16 protein-coding genes are annotated in these 21,172 nt (G+C 44.0%); 10 read left to right on the forward strand and 6 right to left on the reverse strand.

Annotated features, from left to right (window positions below):
• Nucleotide 1: 1 nt before the first annotated feature.
• The gene (locus E2K93_RS14095) at nt 2–499 is read right to left on the reverse strand and encodes a hypothetical protein (RefSeq protein WP_135439711.1); all 498 of its coding nucleotides are present in this window, start codon (nt 497–499) and stop codon (nt 2–4) included.
• Nucleotides 500–601: 102 nt separating this feature from the next.
• Nucleotides 602–3,043, reverse strand: a complete 2,442-nt coding sequence (locus E2K93_RS14100) for a tetratricopeptide repeat protein (protein ID WP_135439712.1) — start codon at nt 3,041–3,043, stop codon at nt 602–604.
• A gap of 210 nt (nt 3,044–3,253) precedes the next feature.
• On the opposite strand from E2K93_RS14100, the gene E2K93_RS14105 reads away from it, so the two are divergent.
• The 3 genes from E2K93_RS14105 to E2K93_RS14115 all read left to right on the forward strand — a co-directional run bounded on the left by E2K93_RS14105 (nt 3,254) and on the right by E2K93_RS14115 (nt 6,915).
• Nucleotides 3,254–5,221, forward strand: coding sequence for a cation:proton antiporter (locus tag E2K93_RS14105; protein ID WP_135439713.1), 1,968 nt, complete (start codon nt 3,254–3,256; stop codon nt 5,219–5,221).
• Nucleotides 5,222–5,393: 172 nt separating this feature from the next.
• Nucleotides 5,394–6,458: an RDD family protein gene (locus tag E2K93_RS14110; protein ID WP_228445321.1), complete on the forward strand. Its 1,065-nt coding sequence runs from the start codon at nt 5,394–5,396 to the stop codon at nt 6,456–6,458.
• Nucleotides 6,459–6,507: 49 nt separating this feature from the next.
• Nucleotides 6,508–6,915, forward strand: coding sequence for a DUF4345 family protein (locus E2K93_RS14115; RefSeq protein ID WP_135439714.1), 408 nt, complete (start codon nt 6,508–6,510; stop codon nt 6,913–6,915).
• Nucleotides 6,916–6,978: 63 nt separating this feature from the next.
• Here the strand turns inward: E2K93_RS14115 and E2K93_RS14120 are convergent, their stop codons facing one another.
• Entirely contained in the window at nt 6,979–8,136 is a 1,158-nt protein-coding gene (locus E2K93_RS14120; protein WP_135439715.1) for a patatin-like phospholipase family protein, read from the reverse strand.
• A gap of 204 nt (nt 8,137–8,340) precedes the next feature.
• Between E2K93_RS14120 and E2K93_RS14125 the strand changes: the two genes are divergently transcribed.
• From E2K93_RS14125 to E2K93_RS14140, 4 genes are read left to right on the forward strand one after another with little or no spacing between them, the layout of a single operon-like run.
• Complete coding sequence (locus E2K93_RS14125; protein ID WP_189637785.1) at nt 8,341–9,471, forward strand: type 1 glutamine amidotransferase domain-containing protein; 1,131 nt, start codon at nt 8,341–8,343, stop codon at nt 9,469–9,471.
• Nucleotides 9,471–10,412 (forward strand): dienelactone hydrolase family protein, encoded by a 942-nt coding sequence (locus E2K93_RS14130; RefSeq protein WP_135439717.1) that lies wholly within the window; start codon nt 9,471–9,473, stop codon nt 10,410–10,412. The genes E2K93_RS14125 and E2K93_RS14130 overlap by 1 nt, the downstream gene beginning before the upstream one ends.
• The gene (locus tag E2K93_RS14135; RefSeq protein WP_135439718.1) at nt 10,400–11,104 is read left to right on the forward strand and encodes a response regulator transcription factor; all 705 of its coding nucleotides are present in this window, start codon (nt 10,400–10,402) and stop codon (nt 11,102–11,104) included. Before E2K93_RS14130 ends, E2K93_RS14135 begins: the two co-directional genes overlap by 13 nt.
• A 32-nt stretch (nt 11,105–11,136) precedes the next feature.
• Nucleotides 11,137–12,372 carry a sensor histidine kinase gene (locus tag E2K93_RS14140; RefSeq protein WP_135439719.1) on the forward strand — a complete coding sequence of 412 codons (1,236 nt, stop codon included), beginning with the start codon at nt 11,137–11,139 and terminating at the stop codon, nt 12,370–12,372.
• 24 nt (nt 12,373–12,396) lie between these two features.
• Here E2K93_RS14140 and E2K93_RS14145 read toward each other — a convergent pair whose 3' ends face one another.
• Nucleotides 12,397–12,969 (reverse strand): TetR/AcrR family transcriptional regulator, encoded by a 573-nt coding sequence (locus tag E2K93_RS14145; RefSeq protein WP_135439720.1) that lies wholly within the window; start codon nt 12,967–12,969, stop codon nt 12,397–12,399.
• 220 nt (nt 12,970–13,189) lie between these two features.
• Between E2K93_RS14145 and E2K93_RS14150 the strand changes: the two genes are divergently transcribed.
• From E2K93_RS14150 to E2K93_RS14160, 3 genes are all read left to right on the forward strand, one after another.
• Nucleotides 13,190–14,251, forward strand: coding sequence for an efflux RND transporter periplasmic adaptor subunit (locus tag E2K93_RS14150; protein ID WP_135439721.1), 1,062 nt, complete (start codon nt 13,190–13,192; stop codon nt 14,249–14,251).
• Complete coding sequence (locus E2K93_RS14155) at nt 14,251–17,283, forward strand: efflux RND transporter permease subunit (protein WP_135439722.1); 3,033 nt, start codon at nt 14,251–14,253, stop codon at nt 17,281–17,283. The genes E2K93_RS14150 and E2K93_RS14155 overlap by 1 nt, the downstream gene beginning before the upstream one ends.
• 120 nt (nt 17,284–17,403) lie before the next feature.
• On the forward strand, nt 17,404–18,069 hold the full coding sequence (locus E2K93_RS14160; RefSeq protein WP_135439723.1) for an OmpA family protein: 666 nt from the start codon (nt 17,404–17,406) through the stop codon (nt 18,067–18,069).
• Between the two features lie 133 nt (nt 18,070–18,202).
• Here E2K93_RS14160 and E2K93_RS14165 read toward each other — a convergent pair whose 3' ends face one another.
• Together E2K93_RS14165 and E2K93_RS14170 are read right to left on the reverse strand one after the other, a co-directional pair.
• Nucleotides 18,203–19,135, reverse strand: a complete 933-nt coding sequence (locus tag E2K93_RS14165; RefSeq protein WP_135439724.1) for a hydroxymethylglutaryl-CoA lyase — start codon at nt 19,133–19,135, stop codon at nt 18,203–18,205.
• A gap of 11 nt (nt 19,136–19,146) precedes the next feature.
• The gene (locus E2K93_RS14170; protein ID WP_135439725.1) at nt 19,147–21,153 is read right to left on the reverse strand and encodes an acetyl/propionyl/methylcrotonyl-CoA carboxylase subunit alpha; all 2,007 of its coding nucleotides are present in this window, start codon (nt 21,151–21,153) and stop codon (nt 19,147–19,149) included.
• Between the last annotated feature and the right edge of the window lie 19 nt (nt 21,154–21,172).

Genomic DNA, 21,172 nt, shown 5'->3' on the forward strand with positions numbered 1-21,172 from the left:
ATTATTGAATGATGATCACTGGATCGTAGTTTGAACCCGCACAATCCTTAACCGCAACATCATAAGTATAAGTACCTTTATGTTTGACTTTACAGTCGACAATATCATCACCACCGGCTTTTAAGTCACAATTGTGAAATGGTTTTTTATGTTTGTCATTGGTGGATGCGGTAAACAGTATTTCAAATTCTTTACCTGGTGATGTTTTCCAGACTATGCGTTTGTCTTTCTTAGAACAGATGCAATCTTTCTTACCTTTACACGGGCTATTTTCCGCACCAAATTGCAATGCACAGTTATCAACATCAGGCTCGAGTGGTTCGATGACGCAATTGTCGGCATCAAGATTTATGGTGATGGTTGTGCTCTTCATTTTGTCGATTTGCTCTGCTTGATTGGCATCGGCAGCATCGGCAACATTGATCAGCGCCCATGACGCACCAAGAATGCTGACGATAACGACGATAAAACGCAAGATTACAGCGAATGAATGACTCATAACAGTTTCCTAGGGTTATTATTAATAAACTGCCACAGTTGCCATTCCCTGGTGGAGGGTATCAGTTTATCGGGATTAAAACTCGATACCGCAGAGTTTGGGTTAATTAAAAACTTCGCTAAGTTGTTCTTTATAGGCTATAAATTGCGGATCCGCCAGTATAAGCGGTTTGGGGTAGCCTAATTCTATTGATTTAATGAGATATTGCTCCGCTAAAATAATATCTCGACAGTTAAGTGATAACAGCGCTAAGTAGTAGTAAATATAAGGGTCAGAGACTGTCGCCTCGAGAATATTAACCCGGTATGAGTTCGCTGCCTGACAATCGCCAAGTTCAGAATGATAACGGCCAATTTGCGATTGCAACGATAAGTCTTTCGGGTTGATGATTTCCTGTTTTTTCGCCAGTGACAAAGCCTTCTCAAATGACGGCTTGGCACGATTATGTTGCGTTGGCGAGTATTTATAGGCATCGCCAAGGTTAGCCCACATTAAATCGTCCTCTGGCGAAAGCTTCAGGCTCTGCTGATACAATTCAGCAGCATCATCAAATTGTTTATTAAAAAACAAACTGGTCGCCAAATTAGAATACAACATACCCGTTGGCTCAATTGCCATGGCTTTTGACCAACTGACGCTGGCATTTTCCCAATCCATTAATAAATAATAGGTACCGCCCAGGGCATTGTGGACAATAGCGACGTCATCCTTAAGTAACACCGACTTTTTGAATTGTTCGATGGCTTGCTGGTATTTACCATGGTTGTAGAGAAAGCGACCATAATCGTAATAATTTTTCCAAAATGTTGGTTCCAATGCCAGTGCTTGCTGGTAGACGTCTTCCGCTTGAGTAAAGTGCTTTTGCTGTTCCAGTACGCCGGCTAAGGTGATCAAAACGGGTGCTGATTCGGGGTCAATGGACAATGCTTTGCGCAGTTCTTGCTCGGCTTGCATAAGGCGACCATCGGTCAAATAAAGTTTCCCTAATGACCAATGTGAATTGACACTAGTCCGCTCGACGTTGGCGGTCATTTCACAGACTTGCACGCCATTTTGATAATGACTGATTTCACTGCTCAGCAAGTAGGCTTCCATATACGCTTGGCACAAGGATGCTGAGGCTTCGATAAAGTTTGGATCGGCATTCACCGCTTGCTTTAAAAAGGCTATGGCTTCAACCAAAGTAGCAATGCTTTTGCTGGTACTGAGTTTATCCTTACCTTGCAAGTAGGCGTCAAACGCTTCGAAATTTTTGGTTGGTATATTGGTACTCTGACTCGGCTCATAATGACTAGGCAGTAATAAATGTAATGCGTTGATCACTTTTCGGCTCAATTTTTGATACAAGTCTAAACCTTGATCAACTTGCGCTTCTATTTTCGCCCCCCACACTTGAAAACCGGACACCGTATCAATTAACTGTGCTTCAACAACGATTTGTTGTTTGATGATTTGCGCTCGGCCTTCAACGATATAACGTACTCCTAACGTATCTTTTATATCGTTAATCGAGGCGTTGGTTTTAATGCCCATGGTTGCTCTAAGAGAGGCAACTTTAAATTCAGGTTTGTTGGCGATGATGTTTATCATCTCATCTTGTATTTGGTTGACCAAATAGTCGTGTTCTCTATTAACACTCGGTGGCATACGAAAGGTCATCACAGCGATGGCGTTGTTGGTCAACGGTTTACTTATGATGGTCTCGGCTAATTTTTTAGACTCATTCTCTTGCTCTAAGTCGATATAGGCGATGAGATAGGTCGACAGAAAGTAGATCACCACCAAAACAATGGCAACGAACAATGAGTCAACCGCCAGTTGTTGATAGAAAAAACGCGTACGCCGTTGTTGTTCGGCAACGCTGCGCCGCCGTTTTCGCAGCTCTTTAAACCAATGAAAGCTAATGAGTACTGGAAAACAAATGATCAGTAAAAGAGTCGATAATTTTAATGCCCACTGCGGGGCATGAAAGATAGGTAAGACAATAGACAATACCTGTAGCATTACCCAACTAAAAATAACGTAAGCAACACTGGCTTTAAATAACCGGCTACTTTTTAGAATCGAAAAGGTGAGGCTCCATTTGCGTTTGCGGGCTACGGGTTCATTATCTTCTGCTAAGTTAAATAGACTGGTTAACGGTTTATCCTCAGCCGGTAACATCATGCGATAACCACGACGAGGAATAGTCTGAATAAATGTAGGGCATTCTTTATGATCGCCCAATGCATGACGAATTTCGCTGATCACATGGGTGACATTGGTACTGGTGGTCCCGCCTTCACCCCAGCCAAAGTTGAGAATATCTTCACGGCTTACTACTTGGCACTGCTGGCTTGATAGGAACAGTAATATTTCCATCGCTTTAGGTGCAAGATGGTAGCGAGCACCATCGCGGATGATGATCCCTGAGTCAGGCTCAACAATAACATTGCCCAAGCAAAAACCTTGATGCAGCTTTTGTACGGTCGCAGGATCCTGCGACACATCAGCAGACGTATCGGGCGTATTAGTTTTATTCGATGGCGTTAATTCGTCAGACAATTATTTAGTTCATCCGTGCAATTTTCTGTTTGGCACTAAGTAATTATGGTATTTGCTTAGTGATTTGCAATTTATAAGTGATTGAAATTATTTCATCTTCATTGCCTCTCTCTATATTTTGGTAAACAATAGCCCTAGCCAACTTTGATCTGCAATTGCCAGCGATTAATGGTAAAGTTGCTTTGTTAATCAGTTGTTAAAGGAACTAATGTGGGGCATTTGTCTGAAATCTTAGCTATTTTAGTCGCCGCGGTGATTTGCGTTTGGATATTCAGACGCCTTAACTTGCCGGCGATACTTGCCTACCTTGTTGCCGGTACCTTGGTGGGGGAGCATGTCTTAGGCGCCACAGGCAACAGCATTGATTACGACCACATCGCCGAAATAGGCATCGTCTTTTTATTGTTTACCTTGGGTTTGGAGTTTTCCTTACCAAAACTTATGGCCATGCGGCATTTGGTAATCGGCGTTGGTTCCAAGCAAGTTGGTTTATCGCTGTTGGTGTTCATGCTGATTGCTTTGTTGCTCGGCATTTCTTTTGAAGCGGCGATGGTCATTGGCGGCATTATCGCCTTATCGTCTACCGCAATCGTTATCCGTCAGTTAAGTGAAACCGGCTCTATTAAGCGCAAGTCTGGGCAAATATCCGTCGCGGTATTGTTATTCCAAGATGTTGCCGTCGTGCCATTGTTAATCATCATTCCTTTATTATCGGATCAAAGTGGCAACTCGATGATTGTCGCTTTACTGTTTGCCTTATTAAAAGGCGTATTTGTCATCGGCTTATTGATGATTGTTGGTAAGTGGATATTGCCACGGGTTTACAATCAAGTGGCGTCGGTGCGTACCGATGAATTGTTTGTACTGACCACCTTATTCGTCACCTTATTTACCGCAGGTCTTACTCAAGCCTTTGGCTTGTCGATGGCCTTGGGCGCGTTCTTGGCAGGTATGATGCTTGGTGAAAGTCAGTATAAATACCAATTAGAGGCGGATATTAGGCCGTTTCGTGACATATTAATGGGCTTATTTTTCGTTACCGTTGGTATGAAGCTCAATCCGATAACGTTGCTCACCCAACCGTTTACCATTTTGTTTCTGGTGATTGGCTTTATGGCGGTTAAAATCGTTATTGTCCGTTATTTGGCGGCAAAAGCGGGCGAGTCCACAAAAGATGCGTGGGCGTCGGCGTTTATGCTGGCGCAAATGGGCGAGTTTGGTTTTGTGTTGATTTCTTTGGCGGCAACTCATGGCGTATTGAGCCAAGAGCAGATTTCGATTTTACTCGGTGCTGGTATTATCTCAATGGGTATCACGCCATATATGATCAAAAATGCTCGTAAATGGTCGGTTGCTTTGGCTTATGATGGCAAACAAGATGATCAGGATGAGCAACAAAAGCATCATGCCAAAGATATGGCTAATCATGTTGTTATTTGTGGTTTCGGCCGTGTTGGTCAAACCGTAAGCCGATTTCTTAAGCAAGAAAAAATACCGTGTATTGCCATTGATATCGATCCTTTGCGGGTCAATGAGGCAAGGGAATCCGGTGAGCATGTCTTGTTTGGCTCTGCCAGACAAACAGAGGTACTTGAAGCTGCCAGTATTCATAAAGCTAGATTGGTCGTTGTCTCCTATGGTGCGGCTGACCAATCACTTGAAGTGGTGCACAAGGTGCGCTCTATTTCAAAAGATGTACAAATTTTGGTAAGAACACGCAATGATGATTCGCTAACCTTGCTTAAAGACGCCGGCGCGAATGAAGTGGTCCCTGAATCACTTGAGGGCAGTTTGATGTTGGTATCCCAAGTCCTTAATTTATCTGGTGTGCCATTTACTCGAATCGTTCGCAGTGTGCGCACAGAACGGAAAAACCATTACAATCGCTTGCACGGGTTTTACCCTGGTGTCGATACCAATATGAGCTCTGACGCTATTGAGCGCCTTGAATTTGTTCACCCAACGTTATTGCTTGATGATGCCTGGGCCAATGGCAAATGTGTCGCTGAGCTGGACTTGCCGAGGCGTCGCGTTGATATCCTTGCCATTCGTCGAGGTAATGACGAAATCACCGACTTTGACGGCGAGTTTGTTATGCAAGCGCAGGACACCCTGATATTACAAGGTAAACCGAGACGGGTTGAACGCCTAGAAAGATTATTGCAACAAGGCTTATAGCATTAATGCGCTAAACCTCTCGCGGTAATAATGTAAAACTACGTTTATTTTTATTGTTGGTCTGTGCAATAATTTATTGTCATTTAACATAATAAAAATTACTGCAACACCAGCCGTGTAAATCAACAATGACGACTTGTTGTGCCACAGGTGTTGCCGCAAAGGAGTTATTTTGCAATCTTCTCATCAAAACTCAGAACAGCCTGCGGAACAAGCACCTGAACACTCTTCGCAACCACCTATGCAACAGCCTATGCAACATCCATCACAACAGCCATCACAACAACCATGGATAGCCGGGTTCTGGCGCCGCATTGCGGCATTATTTATTGATGCCATCATTCTCGCCATATTCGGTGCCGGATTAGGTTTGTTTTTTGAAGAGCAATTTGTGCAGTGGGGAAGTTGGGCAAAACTTCTCGGCTTCGTTGTCTCGTTTGGCTATTTTGCGGTGATGAATTCACGTCTATTTGCTGGGCAAACATTAGGCAAGCAAGCGATGAATATTCGCGTGGTTGACGAGAACAACCAAACCTTATCGTTACCACGTGCCATGTTGAGATATTTACCTTTGGGCATACCGGCCTACTTAAATGGTTTACCGATAGGAGGGGATGATGCCTCCTCTTTCATTGTTTATCCATTGTCGCTTATCGTCATTGGTGGCATGTTTACCATCCTCTATTTATATCTATTTAATCGTCGTACGCGACAAACTCTGCATGACCTTGTGGTGGGTAGTTATGTGGTAAATTGCCAAGTTGAACAGGCATCAGTACAAGCTGTTTGGCGACCTCACTATTTTGCGGTACTGTGCATTGGCTTAGTCAGTCTACTGATGCCTGCGATGGTGACCAGCGTGGTTGATATGCAAGAGTTTGACAATTTAACCGCTGCTCAAAATGCAATGAACAGTAATAAACATGTACGCTACGCCAGTGTTTTTTCCGGCAGTTCAACCTTTACCTCATCAGAAAGTGGTGAAAGCACCAGTCATTACATTGATAGTCAAGCATACATGTTTAAGAATATCGTAGAAGATAATTATATTGCGCAACAATTGGCAAAGTCATTGGTTGCATCATACCCTGAATCGAAAGACAAAGACGTTATTCGAGTGACCATGTCTTACGGTTACGATATAGGTATTTGGTCTAGCTGGTACAATTATACTCACAGCTTTAATCCATTAGAGATTGTGTCACTGTTAGAGCAAGAAAACGACGCAGCTAAATAGTCCAAGCAGCGTAAATAGACAGTAAAAAGCAATAATAAAAGAGGGATTTATGGCGTTAGATAAAGCGTTTGTTATGGTAATGGCGTTGGCATTCTTATTGTTTGCTGTTGCCTTTATCCTTGCTCCTGAATACGCCTTAACGCTGACAACTGGGCAAACATTAACCAGCGCCACGGCGATTGTTGACTTGCGTGCCACCTATGGCGGTTTATCGCTGGCGATTGCGATACTGTTATTTTGGCTACTTGCCAAGCAACAGTTGTTACCAATTGCCTTAATTGCCGTGTTGACTCTCATGCTGGCAATGGCAGCAACACGACTTATCGGTTTACTCTTAATGCCTGACGCTGCAATCATTATGTATGTTTATTTTATTCTTGAAGTCGCCGCGGTGTTAACCGCCAGTTGGTTATTGCGCCGTAATAAGGCGCGCGCTCTTGGCGCAGATAAGCAATAATCAGCCTTGCCGTCATTGCGTTTATCGTTTCAACACTAGCGTATTAACAGCTTGCCAAGGGGGTTACAATTGCAAAAATTCTCGAATGTTTTGCTCTTGCATCATGGCATCTTCATAACCTACTTGAATCAATCGTTTACAGTAATTTTGTTCGAATAAGATATACGACATCAAACTCGAATCAGAATCTTTACCACTGCCCATCAGACGCAAAATAAACCGTAACGCCCACTTCAGTTCTTCGTAATGCTCGTTGGCAATGACATGGAAGTTTTTACTTGGGCTGAGCATAAAGGTATCAATATGCTTTAACGGTGACTGCAAACTGCGCTTACTTTCTTCGATCAAAGACAGGGTACGATTGATGCGTTGTAGCCGTTCAAGGTCACTGTTAAGCGCTTCGGTAAATACGGTATCCATCAAATGACCGGCAATCTCAGCGCTGGTTGGTGGTTGGTTAAAATCAACCGCTTGATGAATGTTTTGCTGTGGCTGGCTAACACCAACAATAAAAATGCGTTCTGCACCTAAGTGAATAGGCGTACTTAATGGCGATAGTTGACTGATGGAACCATCACCATAGTGTTGCTTTTTAATTTTAACCGATGGAAATATCAATGGGATCGCACTTGAGGCCATTAAATGATCGGTATGCAAGTTCGTTTGCACACCGCGGCGCTTGGCTCGCGTCCACGGTGAAATGGATTTGTCGGCCTGATAAAAACTGATGGAGTCGCCTGTGCTGTAACTGGATGCGGTAAGCGCGACAGACGATAGATAGCCACGGACAATATTGTCGTCAATACGGCGAAAGTCGACCACTTGATTAAGCAATTGTCGCAAGGGTTCATTGTTAAGCAAACTCATCGCTTTTTTCGGCGCATAGCCCGCTCGATAGGAGCCGACAATACCACTGATAATATGGCTAAACACTTTACGGGCATTGGAATGGTAAATCTTTGAGGTATGCAGATTATTCCAAACATATTCGAGCTTGCGAATTCCTAAATGATAACAAGATGCATAACAAGCAATGGTCGTGGCATTGATGGCACCAGCTGAGGTGCCACTGATAATTGGAAAAGGAATACCATGATTACGCGGCATAAACTTAGAAATGGCTTTTAATACGCCAACTTGATAAGCCGCGGTCGCGCCGCCACCGGTTAGTAGCAACCCGTTTTTATAACCCTTGTAACTTTTCTTGTTATTACCCGCCATATCGCCCTGTAGGTTTGTCCTTTATAGGTTAACTATGTGCAATCTTTAGCGCGCTGTAAAGCGCTATTTAAGCCCATTAAACCGGCAAAAAGTGAATATCCTATGTTCGCTCGAGCCAATTTGAGAAAATTTCTCATATTGTCTTCACATCCTCTTCACAACCTCGTTGATAAAGTAGCAGTCATAATCACAAGGAGAAAGACGATGAAACAATCAATAACCACACTGTTACCTATGTTAGCCGTTATGGCGACACCATTTATATCTAACGCCAACCAAGTAGCAAACGATGCGCCAAAAATACTTATGGTGTTAAGTAGCTATGGCGAAAAAAATAGCGATGGTGAACTTGTTAAACCTGGCTATGAATTTGATGAGATGAGTAAATCTTATTTGGTGTTTAAAGCGGCAGGCACGCACGTTACCTTTGCCTCACCAAAAGGTGGTGAACTGGTCACTGACCAATACGACGCTAAAAAAGCCTATAACGCCGAGTTTTTAGCGGATGAAAGTGCGGTAAAAGCCTTGTCATCAAGCCTTAAATTAACCGATGTTAACGCCGATGAATTTGATGCGGTATATATCGTTGGCGGCAAGGGACCTATGTATGATTTGGCCACCGACCCACAAGTAAAAACCATCATCAAAGATGTTTACGAAGATAATGGTATCGTTGCGGCAGTTTGCCACGGACCAGCGGCATTGTTAGACGTGAAATTATCCGATAACAGCTATTTAGTCGACGGTAAAAGGATCTCTGCCTTTACCAATTTGGAAGAATCGGTGTTTACCAAAAAGTGGCAGCTACCTTTTTCTTTGCAGGATAAATTACAAGGCCAAGGCGCAAATTACCAACAAGACGGGTTAATGCTCAATCAGGTCAGTATCGATGGTCGTATCATTACCGGTCAAAACCCTTTTTCAACCGCCGATAGCGCCGTAGCGGTAGTTGCAAAACTTGGTTTAGATAGCAAAGACTTACCTCGATTTAAAGACGACAACACCATTAAATTGATGGAACAATTTTATGCCGATAGCGATAACGCTAGCGCCACCTTTAAAGCACAACCGGAGCAATATAACCCGATGTTGCTGGCCATGATTGGCGTTTATCAAGCTAAGCATGCGCAATCTGAAGTAGAGCGAAACGTGGCACTTCAGGTGATGCAGCAAACCCAAGACATCATTAATCATCCGATGTTGGATATCACCATGGCAAAAACCTTTATCGTCCAAAACGAGCAGGACAAAGCCATTTCATTGTTGAAAGCATCACAGCTGAAATTTCCAGAAAATGAACAAATCAGTGGTTTATTAAATAAGTTGGCAGACTAATGAGTGTATTAAGCAAATTAAAGAAAAACGGGAAGAAAATCATGATCAGTTTAGCTGGTATCGTCGCAGGCTTAGCCGCCTTATGGTACGCGTTTTTTTCACTCACGCCATACCAGGTTGATGAGTATATGATGCAAAGCCATTACGCCTATAAAAAGCCGGCGATGAATATGCAAATAGAGCAAGTTACTGCGCGTAACTTTGCGTTTACCTATCAAACATTTGATGGTGCTACTGTTAATGGGCGCTTAGCGTACCCTGATGATATTGACGCCATTGATAACGCCAGTACGCGTATGCCTGTTTTGGTTGGTGTGCATGCGATGGGACGAAGTGAGAACCGTTGGTGGATGGAAAGCTTTAAAGAGCGCCCTACATTAGAGCAAACCGATGAAATCACCAAGCAAGCATTAGCAGCTGGGTATGCGGTTATTGCTATCGATGGTCGTAATCATGGTAAGCGCAAAGATCTGGACTACTCGGTTAGAGATATGATGCTCGATCTGCATTTATGGGGTGAACGCGAACCTTATGAAGCCATGGTCACGGATACCGTAAAAGATTATCGTGTATTGCTTGATTGGATTGAACAGCAATCGCAGTTTGACCAAGATAATATCTCTGTTGCTGGCTACAGTCTTGGCGGCCAAGTCGCCTTATTATTGGCGGGTATCGATGGTCGAATTGAAAACGTGTTATCAATCGTACCGCCTCATCTTGATGATAAAACCGCGATGGTGGCACCAAAAAATGTCGCTAAGCGCTTAAATGTTGATAAAGTATGGTTAGTGACGGCCAATGATGATGAGTATGCCACAGTCGAAAACAATGAAACCTTGTTTACTTTGATTAAGGCAAATCAGAAAAAGCATATTCAACTTGATGGTGGCCATATATTGCCTGAGGGCTATTTTAAGCAACTGATAGGATGGTACGAGTGAAGTCAGCTAAATTAAAATTGTTGATAGTCGAAGATAACCTGGCGATAAGTCAAAACATCGCCAGCTACTTTGAAAAACATCAGACGATTTTAGATTTTGCTTATGATGGGGTACAAGCCTGTGAATTAGCGCTAAGCGAGTATTATGATTGTGTGGTCCTTGATATCGCGATGCCTAAAATGGATGGCTTGCAGGTCTGTGACCTATTGCGACAAAAGGCGTCACGTCATATCCCCATCATTATGCTCACCGCTCGAGATACGCTAGATGACAAACTGGTTGGTTTTTCTCAAGGCGCCGATGATTACTTAACCAAACCCTTTGCTCTTGAGGAGTTGTATGCTCGCTGTGTTGCCTTGGCACAGCGTCATACCTTGAATCAACCGAAAGTGCTAACACTGGGGGAAGGCGAAAAGCAGGTGAGTTTAGATATCAGCAGCAAACAAGTGTTGCGCAATGAGCAGCAAGTGCATTTACAGCCGATTCCCTTTGCCATTTTACAATTGCTGATGGAAGCGTATCCACGGGCAATGACCCGTAGTGAGCTCTGTGAAAAGATTTGGGGTGACGAACCGACCTCATCAGATGCCTTGCGCTCACATTTTTATCAGCTGAGAAAAGTGCTCGATAAACCGTTTGCCGAGCCGATAATAAAAACCATACACGGTATTGGTTTTAGTTTATCGCTTTAACGTATGTCGTACCCGTAAATAAGAAGAATATTATGATATTTAGTCAGATTCGCACCCGTATTGTCGCGTACTTTATTGCCATGGCGTTGTTTATCAGCGTGTTGTTTGCCGCATTAGGTTTGCTGTTTTCTTATTATATTGAGGATGCGATGTTTTCGCAGTTGCTCAACGATGAAATGGCGCAAGTGCAAACGCAAATTGAGCAAGGCCAACAACCGGATACGAACCTATCATTTGTGCGTTTTTATCAGCATGCTGAACAGTTACCTAAATCAGTCAAAGACACACTAGCAGAAGAGCCTAACCGACACGAATTTTATGCAGAGGATGGTAAGCATTATCACTTAAAGCGCAGTGAACAAGGTTATTTGTTGGCGGAAGTGAGTGAATACCTGATTGTCCGTAAAATTAAGGGCAACATGGCAAAAACAACCTTGATATTTATGTTTATCATTTCATTGTTCGTAGCGTTTTTGTCCTGGTCTTTGGCAAAAAGACTGATAAAGCCAATAGATAATTTGATGCAGGTCATTAGCTCTGTTAAAGGCCAAGAACTGCCTGAAAACTTTTCTAAACCCTTTGCTAAAGATGAAATCGGTGTGTTTGCTAGAGAGCTAGAGCGCGCTATGCAGCGTGTGCGCCAATTTATTGAGCGAGAGCAACACTTCACTCGTGATGTTTCCCATGAATTACGCACCCCAATCGCCATTAGCCAAGGGGCATTAACCTTACTAAATGACACGCCGTTAAGCGCGGAACAACAACAGCTGAGCGGTCGTATCGGTGATGCGCAACTGCAAATGCAACAATGCATTGAAGGCTTATTGGCATTAGCGCGAGAGACTGAGTTTAGTGAGGAGCCGGTAACCTTGATGCCGTTAATTGAGTCCTGCGTTGTAGAGCACCATCAATTGCTAGAGCAAAAGGACATCGAATTATCATTACAGGTCAATGACACGGCGCAGGTGAAAAGTAATAAACAAGCGCTAAAAATCATCATAAGTAACCTTATCGGCAACGCGTTTAATCATTGTCAGCAAGGTGGTATCAATATCGATTTTACTAATAATTGTCTTACTATTGCCGACTCAGGGCCAGGCATAGACCGTGAATTACTGCCGAAAATCTTTCAGTCAGGTGTTAAAGGCCGTGGCAGCGAAGGGTTTGGTATTGGCTTGTCTTTGGTTAAACGTTTATGTGAAAAGCTAGATATCGACCTTGGCATTGATTCGGACCAAAATGGCACCAAGATTCGCCTACAATGGTGAGTTACTCTATAAGCTATTTAGCGTTTAGTTAATCTTGGTTGCCCGCGCGTATAAACGAATATTGTTATCGATAAGCTGGTCAATTGGTGCTTGGTTATGGGCCATGATCAAGCCTTTAAAGTTGATTTCAATCAGCTCGGCAAACTCGGTTATCGTCATTTGCAGACTTTGCAGTTGAATTTCATCACCTTGTACCGCGTCATGCAATAGCGCGCTAATTTGCGCAATGTTGTCATTGCGATGCTTGATGATCAAGTCTTCACAGTATTTACGCCCAGCAAATAATAATTCATTACGGATCAATTCTTGCTCGATATCGTTAAATAACGGGTTTGCCCAGGCTTTTAATAACTGAGCCAGTTTTTGCCAGCAACTGCTGTCTTGTGCCAACAATTCATCACTGAGCATATTTTCCATATGACAGTGTTCTTCTATTACCGCACGAAACAAGTCTTCCTTTGAACCAAACTGCTTATGGATGGTTACTCTGGAGATATCCGCATAACGACTGATCATCGAGACATTAGTCGCCTGATAACCATGTTGTAGGAAACACGTTTTTGCTGCATTTAAAATTGTTTGTCGACTTTTTGGCATGGTGAATTGGTGTTAATACGTGCTGTCTAGCGCTATGTTTGCGCTTGATTATTACTTTTGAGTGATAGCATATCGATATTTGTTATATTAATCAATGTTTACAGTTTGTGTAAATGTGTTAACATTCGTTCCGTTAGTTAACATGGCGTATTCAGCACCTAACCTATAATGTCAGCAAATGGGTTCTGTCACGTCAACGTCCGGATTAAAAGGGAACCTTATGTACCGTCACCAAATCTACCTGTTACTTGTATGCACATTCATACTCAGCGCATGCTCCCCAGACAATGAACAGGCCAGTGCAAATATCGAGGCTGTAGAGAAAGTTGTGCAGCTAGCCAATGTGGTTAATACGCCGAACAAGACTCGCTACTCATTTCCCGCAGAAGTCAGTGCTGTGAAAACATTGGAGCTTAGCTTTGAAGTTTCAGGTCGCCTTACCAGTGCAAAGTTACTCACCGGTAGTCAGATAGAAAAGGGCACCTTGCTAGCATCTATCGATAGCGTGCCATTTCAACGTCGTGTCAATGAGCAAAAAGCAAAACGTGATAAAGCCGCTCGAGAGCTAAGTCGCATCAAAGCCTTGTTTGCTAAAAACTTGACCGCACAATCGGTACTCGATAACGCCAAGACCGATTTGGAATTGGCTGATATTGAACTGTTAAAAGCCGAGCAGGATTTAAGCTATACCCGTTTGTATGCGCCTTTTGATGCGCAGATATCAGAACGATTGGTCGACAATAATAACCTGGTTAGTGCGGGCCAAACCATCGCCACATTGCAAGACATGTCGCAGGTGTATTTTACTTTCAATGTACCTGAGCGACTGTTAACTAACTACAAAGGTAATCCCGTGGTGTCAGCCAAAGCCACCTTACTCAATCAACAACAGTCTTATGACATAGAGTATGTAGAACATTCCACTGCCGTTGATCCTATCACCCAGACATACAAAGTCGTGTTTGCTATGCAGCCAATCGAAGGGCGAAGCATTACTCCAGGTGCGCGCGCTAATGTCGATATCGAGTTCTCTAGCACATTGCAAAGCGGTGATTTAATGGTACCGTTTTCTGCGCTGGTTGGCGGAGCAGAGCAAGGCTTTGCGGTATTTAAATTCGAATCAAATGGCACCGTTGCAAGATTGCCCGTCACTGTGGTTCGTGTGGTTAACGGTTTCGCCTTGATTCATTCCTCGTTACAGGTTGATGACGAGGTGGTTGCCGCCGGTGCGAATCGTTTGAGTCATGGCATGAAAGTACGCGCTTACAAAGGTGAGCGTTAATGAATATTGCTCAATACGCCATTAAAACACCGGTCAATGTATGGCTGGTGATCATCATTTGCATGCTTGGTGGTTTGATTGGCCTTAACGAAATTGGTCGGTTGGAAGACCCTGCATTTACCATTAAACAGGTGAAAGTGATCACCCCATTTAAAGGCGCAAGTGCAAAGCAAGTGGAGCAGGAAATTACCGAACCTGTCGAGATTGCGTTGCAACAAATGCCGCAATTACGTCGCTTAACATCGATCTCAAAGCCCGGTATTTCTGAAGTACTGGTTGAGATCAAACCGAACTATGACTCCAATGAATTACCACAGATATGGGATGAGTTGCGCAAGCGTCTGGTTGATTTAAAACCGAATTTACCTAAAGGCAGTGGCACACCAAAAGTATATGATGACTTTGGCGACGTCTATGGTATGTACTATGCGTTAACCGCGCCAGATTTTAGTCCGCGGGAAATGCGTGAATTTGCTCGTATTATTCGCCGTGACTTATTAACCGTCGATGGCGTTGGTAAAGTTGATATCTCCGGTGTGATGCAAGAGCAAATCGTCGCTTATATGGATCCCAATCATATTGCTGGATTAGGCTTGTCCTTTCCTGATGTCGTCAACCTACTGGCCAATAACTTGCAACCCGCCGCTGGTGCAAGATTGCGCGTTGCCGATAAAAAAGTGCGTATATTGGTAGAAGAACCAACCAATCAATTGGATGAAATTAACCAGTTATCCTTGGTTGTGCCGGGCACCAATAACTCCATTAAGTTGCAAGATATTGCTCATATTACGGTTGAGCCGGTGGATATTCAAAACAGCATTATTCGTCATCAAGGACGTGATGCGATTACCTTAGCTGTTGCCGCAGTCAATGACGTTAATATAGTTAATGTTGGCAGCCGTGTTGAGACGAAAATAAACGCCATTCTTGCCGAGTTACCTTTAGGCATTGAATTACAACCAATATATAACCAAGCCACCGTTGTCGATGAAGCGGTCGGCGGCTTTATCAATAATTTATTTATGTCCGTTGCCGTGGTTGTGATAACACTGTGTCTATTTATGGGCTGGCGCTCAGGCATCGTTGTTGGCTCAATATTGTTGATCACGGTTATGGGAACCATTTTGATCATGTGGTTGATGGAATTGCAATTGCAGCGCATTTCCCTCGGCGCCATGGTGATCGCGATGGGGATGTTAGTTGATAACGCTATCGTCGTTGCTGAAGGCATGATGCTGCGCATGCGCCAAGGTAAAAATGCCGTTGAGGCAGCCAGCTTTATCGTTAAGCGTACGCAGTGGCCATTGCTCGGTGCGACGGTTATTGGTATTGCCGCATTCTCGGGAATTGGCTTATCTGATGATGCCACTGGCGAGTTTTTATATTCACTGTTTGCGGTGATTATGATTTCGTTGTTATTGAGTTGGGTGTTAGCGGTTATTGTAACGCCATTGTTCGGCTCTTATTTTTATCAGCAGGGCAGTGCTGAGCAGCAACCGAGCAAAGGCGTGTTATTGCGTGTATACCAAGCTGCACTGGCTTGGGTTTTACGTAATCGCTTAATCACCATTTTGGCTTTGGTGGTGGTGACTGTTACTGCGTATGGTAGTTTTGGAAAATTAAAACAAGGGTTCTTCCCACCATCGAACACGCCGATTTTCTTTATCCATTATTGGGGGCCTCAAGATCAAGACATCCGCAGTACCAATGCCACCATTAAAAAGGCGGAGCAGATAGCGTTAGCACTAGACGGTGTCGAGTCGGTGACCAGTTACGTTGGTCAGGGCGCGGCGCGTTACACCTTAACCTACAACCCACAAGCGCCGAATGAGAGCTACGGTTTGTTAATGATCCGCACCGAGCAAGCATCGACCATCGATACTCTTGGTAAGACCTTATTGGCTGATTTATCGACTTTAGATTTAAATGCCGATGTGTATTTTGAACGTATGCAGTTTGGACCAAGTAATGGCGCCAAATTGGCGGCGCGCTTCTCTGGCCCTGACACCGAGCAATTGCGTGCGTTAGCTGAGCAGGCTAAAGCCATCTTATATGCCGATAATAGGGTGCGTGATATTCGTCATAACTGGCGTGAAAAAGGCAAAGCGTTAAACGGCCACTACGATAAAATTAACGCCGGTGTGGCGGGTATTTCACGTAGTGACTTTAACGACGCGGTGCAATATGCCAGCTCAGGTCTCGAACTTGGGCGCTTGCAAGATGGTGATTATTCTTATGCCATCATGGCGAAAATGGCCGACATTAATAATGACCCTATTGAAGCGATTGAAAATGCCATGGTCTGGTCTTCACAGCAGCGCCAATATGTGCCATTTAGACAAGTATCAAATGGCTTAGAATTAGTCAGCGAAGAGGTGCAAATTCAGCGTCGTGATCGTTTACGTACCATTACGGTATTCGCCGATCCTGGATTTAATGAAACCGCAGGCGCGGCATTAGCACGAATTCGACCGCAAATCGAAGCCATCGAACTACCGCCTGGTTACCAACTTGAGTGGGGTGGCGAATTTGAAGCCTCGCAAGATGCGCAACAAGCTCTTGGCAAAGGCTTACCTGCTGGCTTTTTAGCGATGTTTATTATTTCAGTGTTGTTGTTTGGTCGTGCTCGTCAGCCATTAATTATCTGGTTAATTGTGCCAATGGCGGTCGTTGGTGTTGTCACCGGCTTATATTTTACCGGTTTACCATTTGGTTTTATGGCGTTATTAGGCTTTTTAAGCCTATTTGGTATGTTGATCAAAAACGCTATCGTTTTGTTGGAAGAAATCGACTTACAACGACAAGAGGGGAAAACCGATCAAGTTGCTATTGTTGATGCCAGTATCAGTCGTTTACGCCCGGTGTCATTGGCTGCTATCACCACCATTTTAGGTATGGCGCCGTTGTTAAGTGATGCCTTCTTTGCCGATATGTCCGTCACCATTATGGGCGGTTTGGCGTTTGCAACTGTGCTTACTTTGCTTGCCGTACCGGTCTTGTATTCATTGTTGTTTCGAATTAACTATCGATAAATTTGATTAAATTTAGCGCAATCAATTGTTTAATTTGCTTGCGCCATTTTCTTTTAGTCATCGTGACGCTATTATGCGCGATGACTTTTCCATTCCTAAAAATAATAAGGGAAGATATTCATGAATAAATCTTTATCAGCATTCGTTGTTGCCTCCATTCTCCTAAGCGGCTGTCAAACCACACGTGAAAATGCTCACACGGGTGAAGCTGAAACCAACTCAACAACGATAGGTGCCATCACCGGTGCAATTGGTGGTGCTATTGTTGGCGCGGCGACATCAAGTAAAAGTGATCGCAAAAAAGGCGCCTTGCAAGGCCTAGTAGGTGGTGCGGTTATCGGTGCGGGTGTGGGTAATCACCTAGACAAACAAGAAGCGTTGTTGCGTGATAAAATGCAACAATCAGGTGTCCAAGTAAAACGCATCAATGAAAACCAATTACAGTTAGTGATGACCAATGGTATTGGCTTTGATACTGGCTCGTATTACTTGCAGCCACAAATTACCTCAACCCTTAACGGTGTTGTCGAGGTACTACGAGAATTTCCAGAATCAAAAATTCGTATTGAAGGGCATACCGACAGCATAGGTAGTGTCAATGCAAACCAAACCTTGTCTGAAAATCGAGCCTCATCGGTATTGAATTACTTTTTTCAAAACGGTGTGGCGCGTGACCGCTTGATCGCTGTCGGTTTAGGGGAAAGCCAACCGGTATGTGACAACATCAATGAACAAGGGCGTCAATGTAATCGTCGTGTAGAGATCAACATTCTACCAACGTCGTAGTATTCGGTTAGCCGATACAACTAACGAATACAGTTGTCGCCAACAAAAACACCCTAAAAACTTGCGTTTTCAGGGTGTTTTTTTATGACTAAATCTTTGTTTATTTAGCGTTTAGTTAGCGCTTATTTAGCGTTTATTGGCATTTGCTGCGAAACGCATTGGATACTTTAGAGATCGGTTCTCGTTCAAGTAAATCACTGATAAACCAACCCGCTTGCAGTAACTTATCAAGATCAATACCGTGTTCAATACCAAGGCCATTGAGCATATAAACCACATCTTCACTGGCGACATTACCAGAAGCACCTTTAGCATACGGGCAACCACCAAGGCCAGCGACGGCACTGTCGATCACCGCAACGCCCATTTGCAGGGCGGCGTATATATTGGCCAGTGCTTGGCCATAGGTATCATGAAAATGCACCGCCAATTTTTCCACAGGCACGTACTGACTGACAGCCGCTAGCATGCGTCGTACGCTTTCTGGCGTGCCGACGCCTATGGTATCGCCTAACGAGATTTCATAGCAGCCCATGTCGAGCAGCTTCTTGGCAACCTTGGCGACTTGTTCTGGCGCAATATCACCTTCATAAGGGCAACCTACAACGCAAGAAACATAACCACGAACCTTTAGATTATTGGCGTTTGCCGCCTCAATAACCGGCGCAAATCGCGCTAAAGATTCATCAATTGAGCAGTTAATATTTTTTTGACTAAAGCTTTCCGACGCAGCGCCAAAGATGGCAACTTCATCAGCTTTAACGGCAAGGGCTGCTTCAAAGCCTTTCATGTTTGGCGTTAAGGCTGCGTAAGTGACGCCAGATTTGCGCTGTAATTGCGCAAATATCTCGCTTGACGTCGCCATCTGCGGCACCCATTTGGCGGAGACGAAACTGCCGCTTTCAATATAAGCTGTGCCGGCCTCGGCAAGTTTATTGATCAAGGCTATTTTGTCCTGTGCAGAAATAAACTGCTTTTCATTTTGCAGCCCATCTCTTGGACCGACCTCAACGATTTTAACCGCTTTGGGCAAGTCGCTGTGACCTAGGTTAGCAACCAGTGTCATAACCTTACTCCTTATTCTGTCGCACTAAACGCTAATAATTCAGCGCCACCATCGACCATATCACCGGCGGTAAAATAGAACTCATCAACAACGCCATCGCTTGGCGCTTTAATGGTGTGTTCCATTTTCATCGCTTCCATAATCAATAACGGTTGATCTTTGTTCACCGTGGCACCAGGTTCGACTAATAATGTCACCATGGTGCCATTCATTGGCGCCGTTAGACCGCCTTGACCTTGATCGTCACCAGCGTCGCCATAATCAACTGGAGTGCGAGAAAAGTGAATCACGCCGGCGTCAAAGTATAGACTGAATTGCGCGTCATTTTCAGCAATGCTAAAGCGACGTTGGTGACCATTAATGATCACTTGTAAGCTGTCACCATCGATATAACCTTGTGCGTCAACTTGTTGATCTGCCACCTTGATTACATAGTGTGTAGCATGACCTTCGCCGCGAATGTCGACCGTAACCGGATAACTTTGTTCATTAAAGTCTAACGAGAAACGATTGATGTTGGCTTCATTGAGGCGCCAACCATTACTGTTATTCCATGGTGAGGTCGGATCGTCTTGGTTGTTGTTTTGCTGACTTAATTGTTGCTGCTGTAATTGCAAAAATAACGCCGCAACAGGCAATTCGCTTTCAATGGCTTTATCACTTTTGTGAAAAATTAGCTCACTGTGCTTGTCGATAAACCCGGTATCTAAATCTTGTTCTACAAACGGCTTACATGTCGCAAGGTTGTACAAGAAATCAATATTAGTGGTAACACCTTTAATGCGGTATTCCATCAACGCTTTTTGCAAACGTTGTAGGGCTTTATCACGGTTTTCATCCCAAACGATTAGCTTAGCGATCATTGGGTCATAAAACACGCTAACGTCGTCACCTTGACGTACACCGGTATCAACACGCACGTATTCGCTTTCTAATGGTGTTTGCAAAAAGCTCAAGTGACCCGTTGCAGGTAAAAAGTCGTTATCAGCATCTTCGGCATAAATACGAGCTTCAAAAGAATGACCGTTGATGCGCAGTTGTTGCTGAGTAAGCGGCAGCTGTTCATTGGCGGCAACACGTAATTGCCATTCCACCAAATCTTGACCGGTGATTTTTTCAGTCACTGGGTGTTCAACCTGCAAACGTGTATTCATCTCCATAAAATAGAATGAATGATCAACATCAAGCAGAAACTCAACCGTACCGGCGCCTTGGTAGCCAATGGCTTTAGCCGCTTGAATCGCAGCGTCACCCATTTGCGCACGCAATTCTTCGCTCATGCCTGGTGCTGGCGCTTCTTCGATGACTTTTTGATGGCGACGTTGTACTGAACAATCACGTTCAAACAAATATACTGCGTTGTCGTGATTGTCACAGAACACCTGGATTTCAACGTGTCTTGGTTGTGTTAGGTATTTCTCCACCAACATAGTGTCATCACCAAACGATGACATGGCTTCACGTTTTGCTGCGGCTAACCCTTCACTAAACTCTGACTCAGACCAGACTTGGCGCATGCCTTTACCACCGCCACCAGCGGTCGCTTTAAGTAATACTGGGTAGCCCATATCATCGGACGCTGCTTTGATTATCGCTTCCGATTGATCGTCACCATGATAACCTGGCACTAAAGGCACGTTTGCCTTCTCCATGATTTGCTTAGCCGCTGACTTAGAGCCCATGGCTTCAATAGCCGCTACTGGTGGGCCGATAAAGGTGATGTTATTGTCTTCACACATACGGCAAAATTCACTGTTTTCAGACAAGAACCCATAACCTGGATGGATTGCTTGTGCACCGGTTTGTTTTGCTGCGGCAATAACTTTGTCCGCTTGCAAATACGATTCACGTGATGGTGCTTTACCAATGTAAACGGCTTCATCCGCCATATTTACGTGCAGGCTGTCACGGTCGGCGTCTGAATATACTGCAACCGTTAAAATGCCCATTTCTCTTGCCGTGCGGATCACTCTACAAGCAATTTCACCTCGGTTGGCAATTAGTATCTTTTTAAACATGAGTATTCCTGTGTTGGCA

The organism is Thalassotalea sp. HSM 43 (assembly GCF_004752005.1).
Lineage (GTDB): Bacteria > Pseudomonadota > Gammaproteobacteria > Enterobacterales > Alteromonadaceae > Thalassotalea_A.

Excerpts from the sequence above, each read along its gene's own strand:
- E2K93_RS14125 (WP_189637785.1), top strand. The coding sequence starts at position 8,341 with ATGAAACAATCAATAACCACACTGTTACCTATGTTAGCCGTTATGGCG.
- E2K93_RS14135 (WP_135439718.1), top strand. The coding sequence starts at position 10,400 with ATGGTACGAGTGAAGTCAGCTAAATTAAAATTGTTGATAGTCGAAGAT.
- E2K93_RS14120 (WP_135439715.1), bottom strand. The coding sequence starts at position 8,136 with ATGGCGGGTAATAACAAGAAAAGTTACAAGGGTTATAAAAACGGGTTG.
- E2K93_RS14160 (WP_135439723.1), top strand. The coding sequence starts at position 17,404 with ATGAATAAATCTTTATCAGCATTCGTTGTTGCCTCCATTCTCCTAAGC.
- E2K93_RS14145 (WP_135439720.1), bottom strand. The coding sequence starts at position 12,969 with ATGCCAAAAAGTCGACAAACAATTTTAAATGCAGCAAAAACGTGTTTC.
- E2K93_RS14130 (WP_135439717.1), top strand. The coding sequence starts at position 9,471 with ATGAGTGTATTAAGCAAATTAAAGAAAAACGGGAAGAAAATCATGATC.
- E2K93_RS14170 (WP_135439725.1), bottom strand. The coding sequence starts at position 21,153 with ATGTTTAAAAAGATACTAATTGCCAACCGAGGTGAAATTGCTTGTAGA.
- E2K93_RS14155 (WP_135439722.1), top strand. The coding sequence starts at position 14,251 with ATGAATATTGCTCAATACGCCATTAAAACACCGGTCAATGTATGGCTG.
- E2K93_RS14095 (WP_135439711.1), bottom strand. The coding sequence starts at position 499 with ATGAGTCATTCATTCGCTGTAATCTTGCGTTTTATCGTCGTTATCGTC.
- E2K93_RS14115 (WP_135439714.1), top strand. The coding sequence starts at position 6,508 with ATGGCGTTAGATAAAGCGTTTGTTATGGTAATGGCGTTGGCATTCTTA.
- E2K93_RS14150 (WP_135439721.1), top strand. The coding sequence starts at position 13,190 with ATGTACCGTCACCAAATCTACCTGTTACTTGTATGCACATTCATACTC.
- E2K93_RS14165 (WP_135439724.1), bottom strand. The coding sequence starts at position 19,135 with ATGACACTGGTTGCTAACCTAGGTCACAGCGACTTGCCCAAAGCGGTT.
- E2K93_RS14140 (WP_135439719.1), top strand. The coding sequence starts at position 11,137 with ATGATATTTAGTCAGATTCGCACCCGTATTGTCGCGTACTTTATTGCC.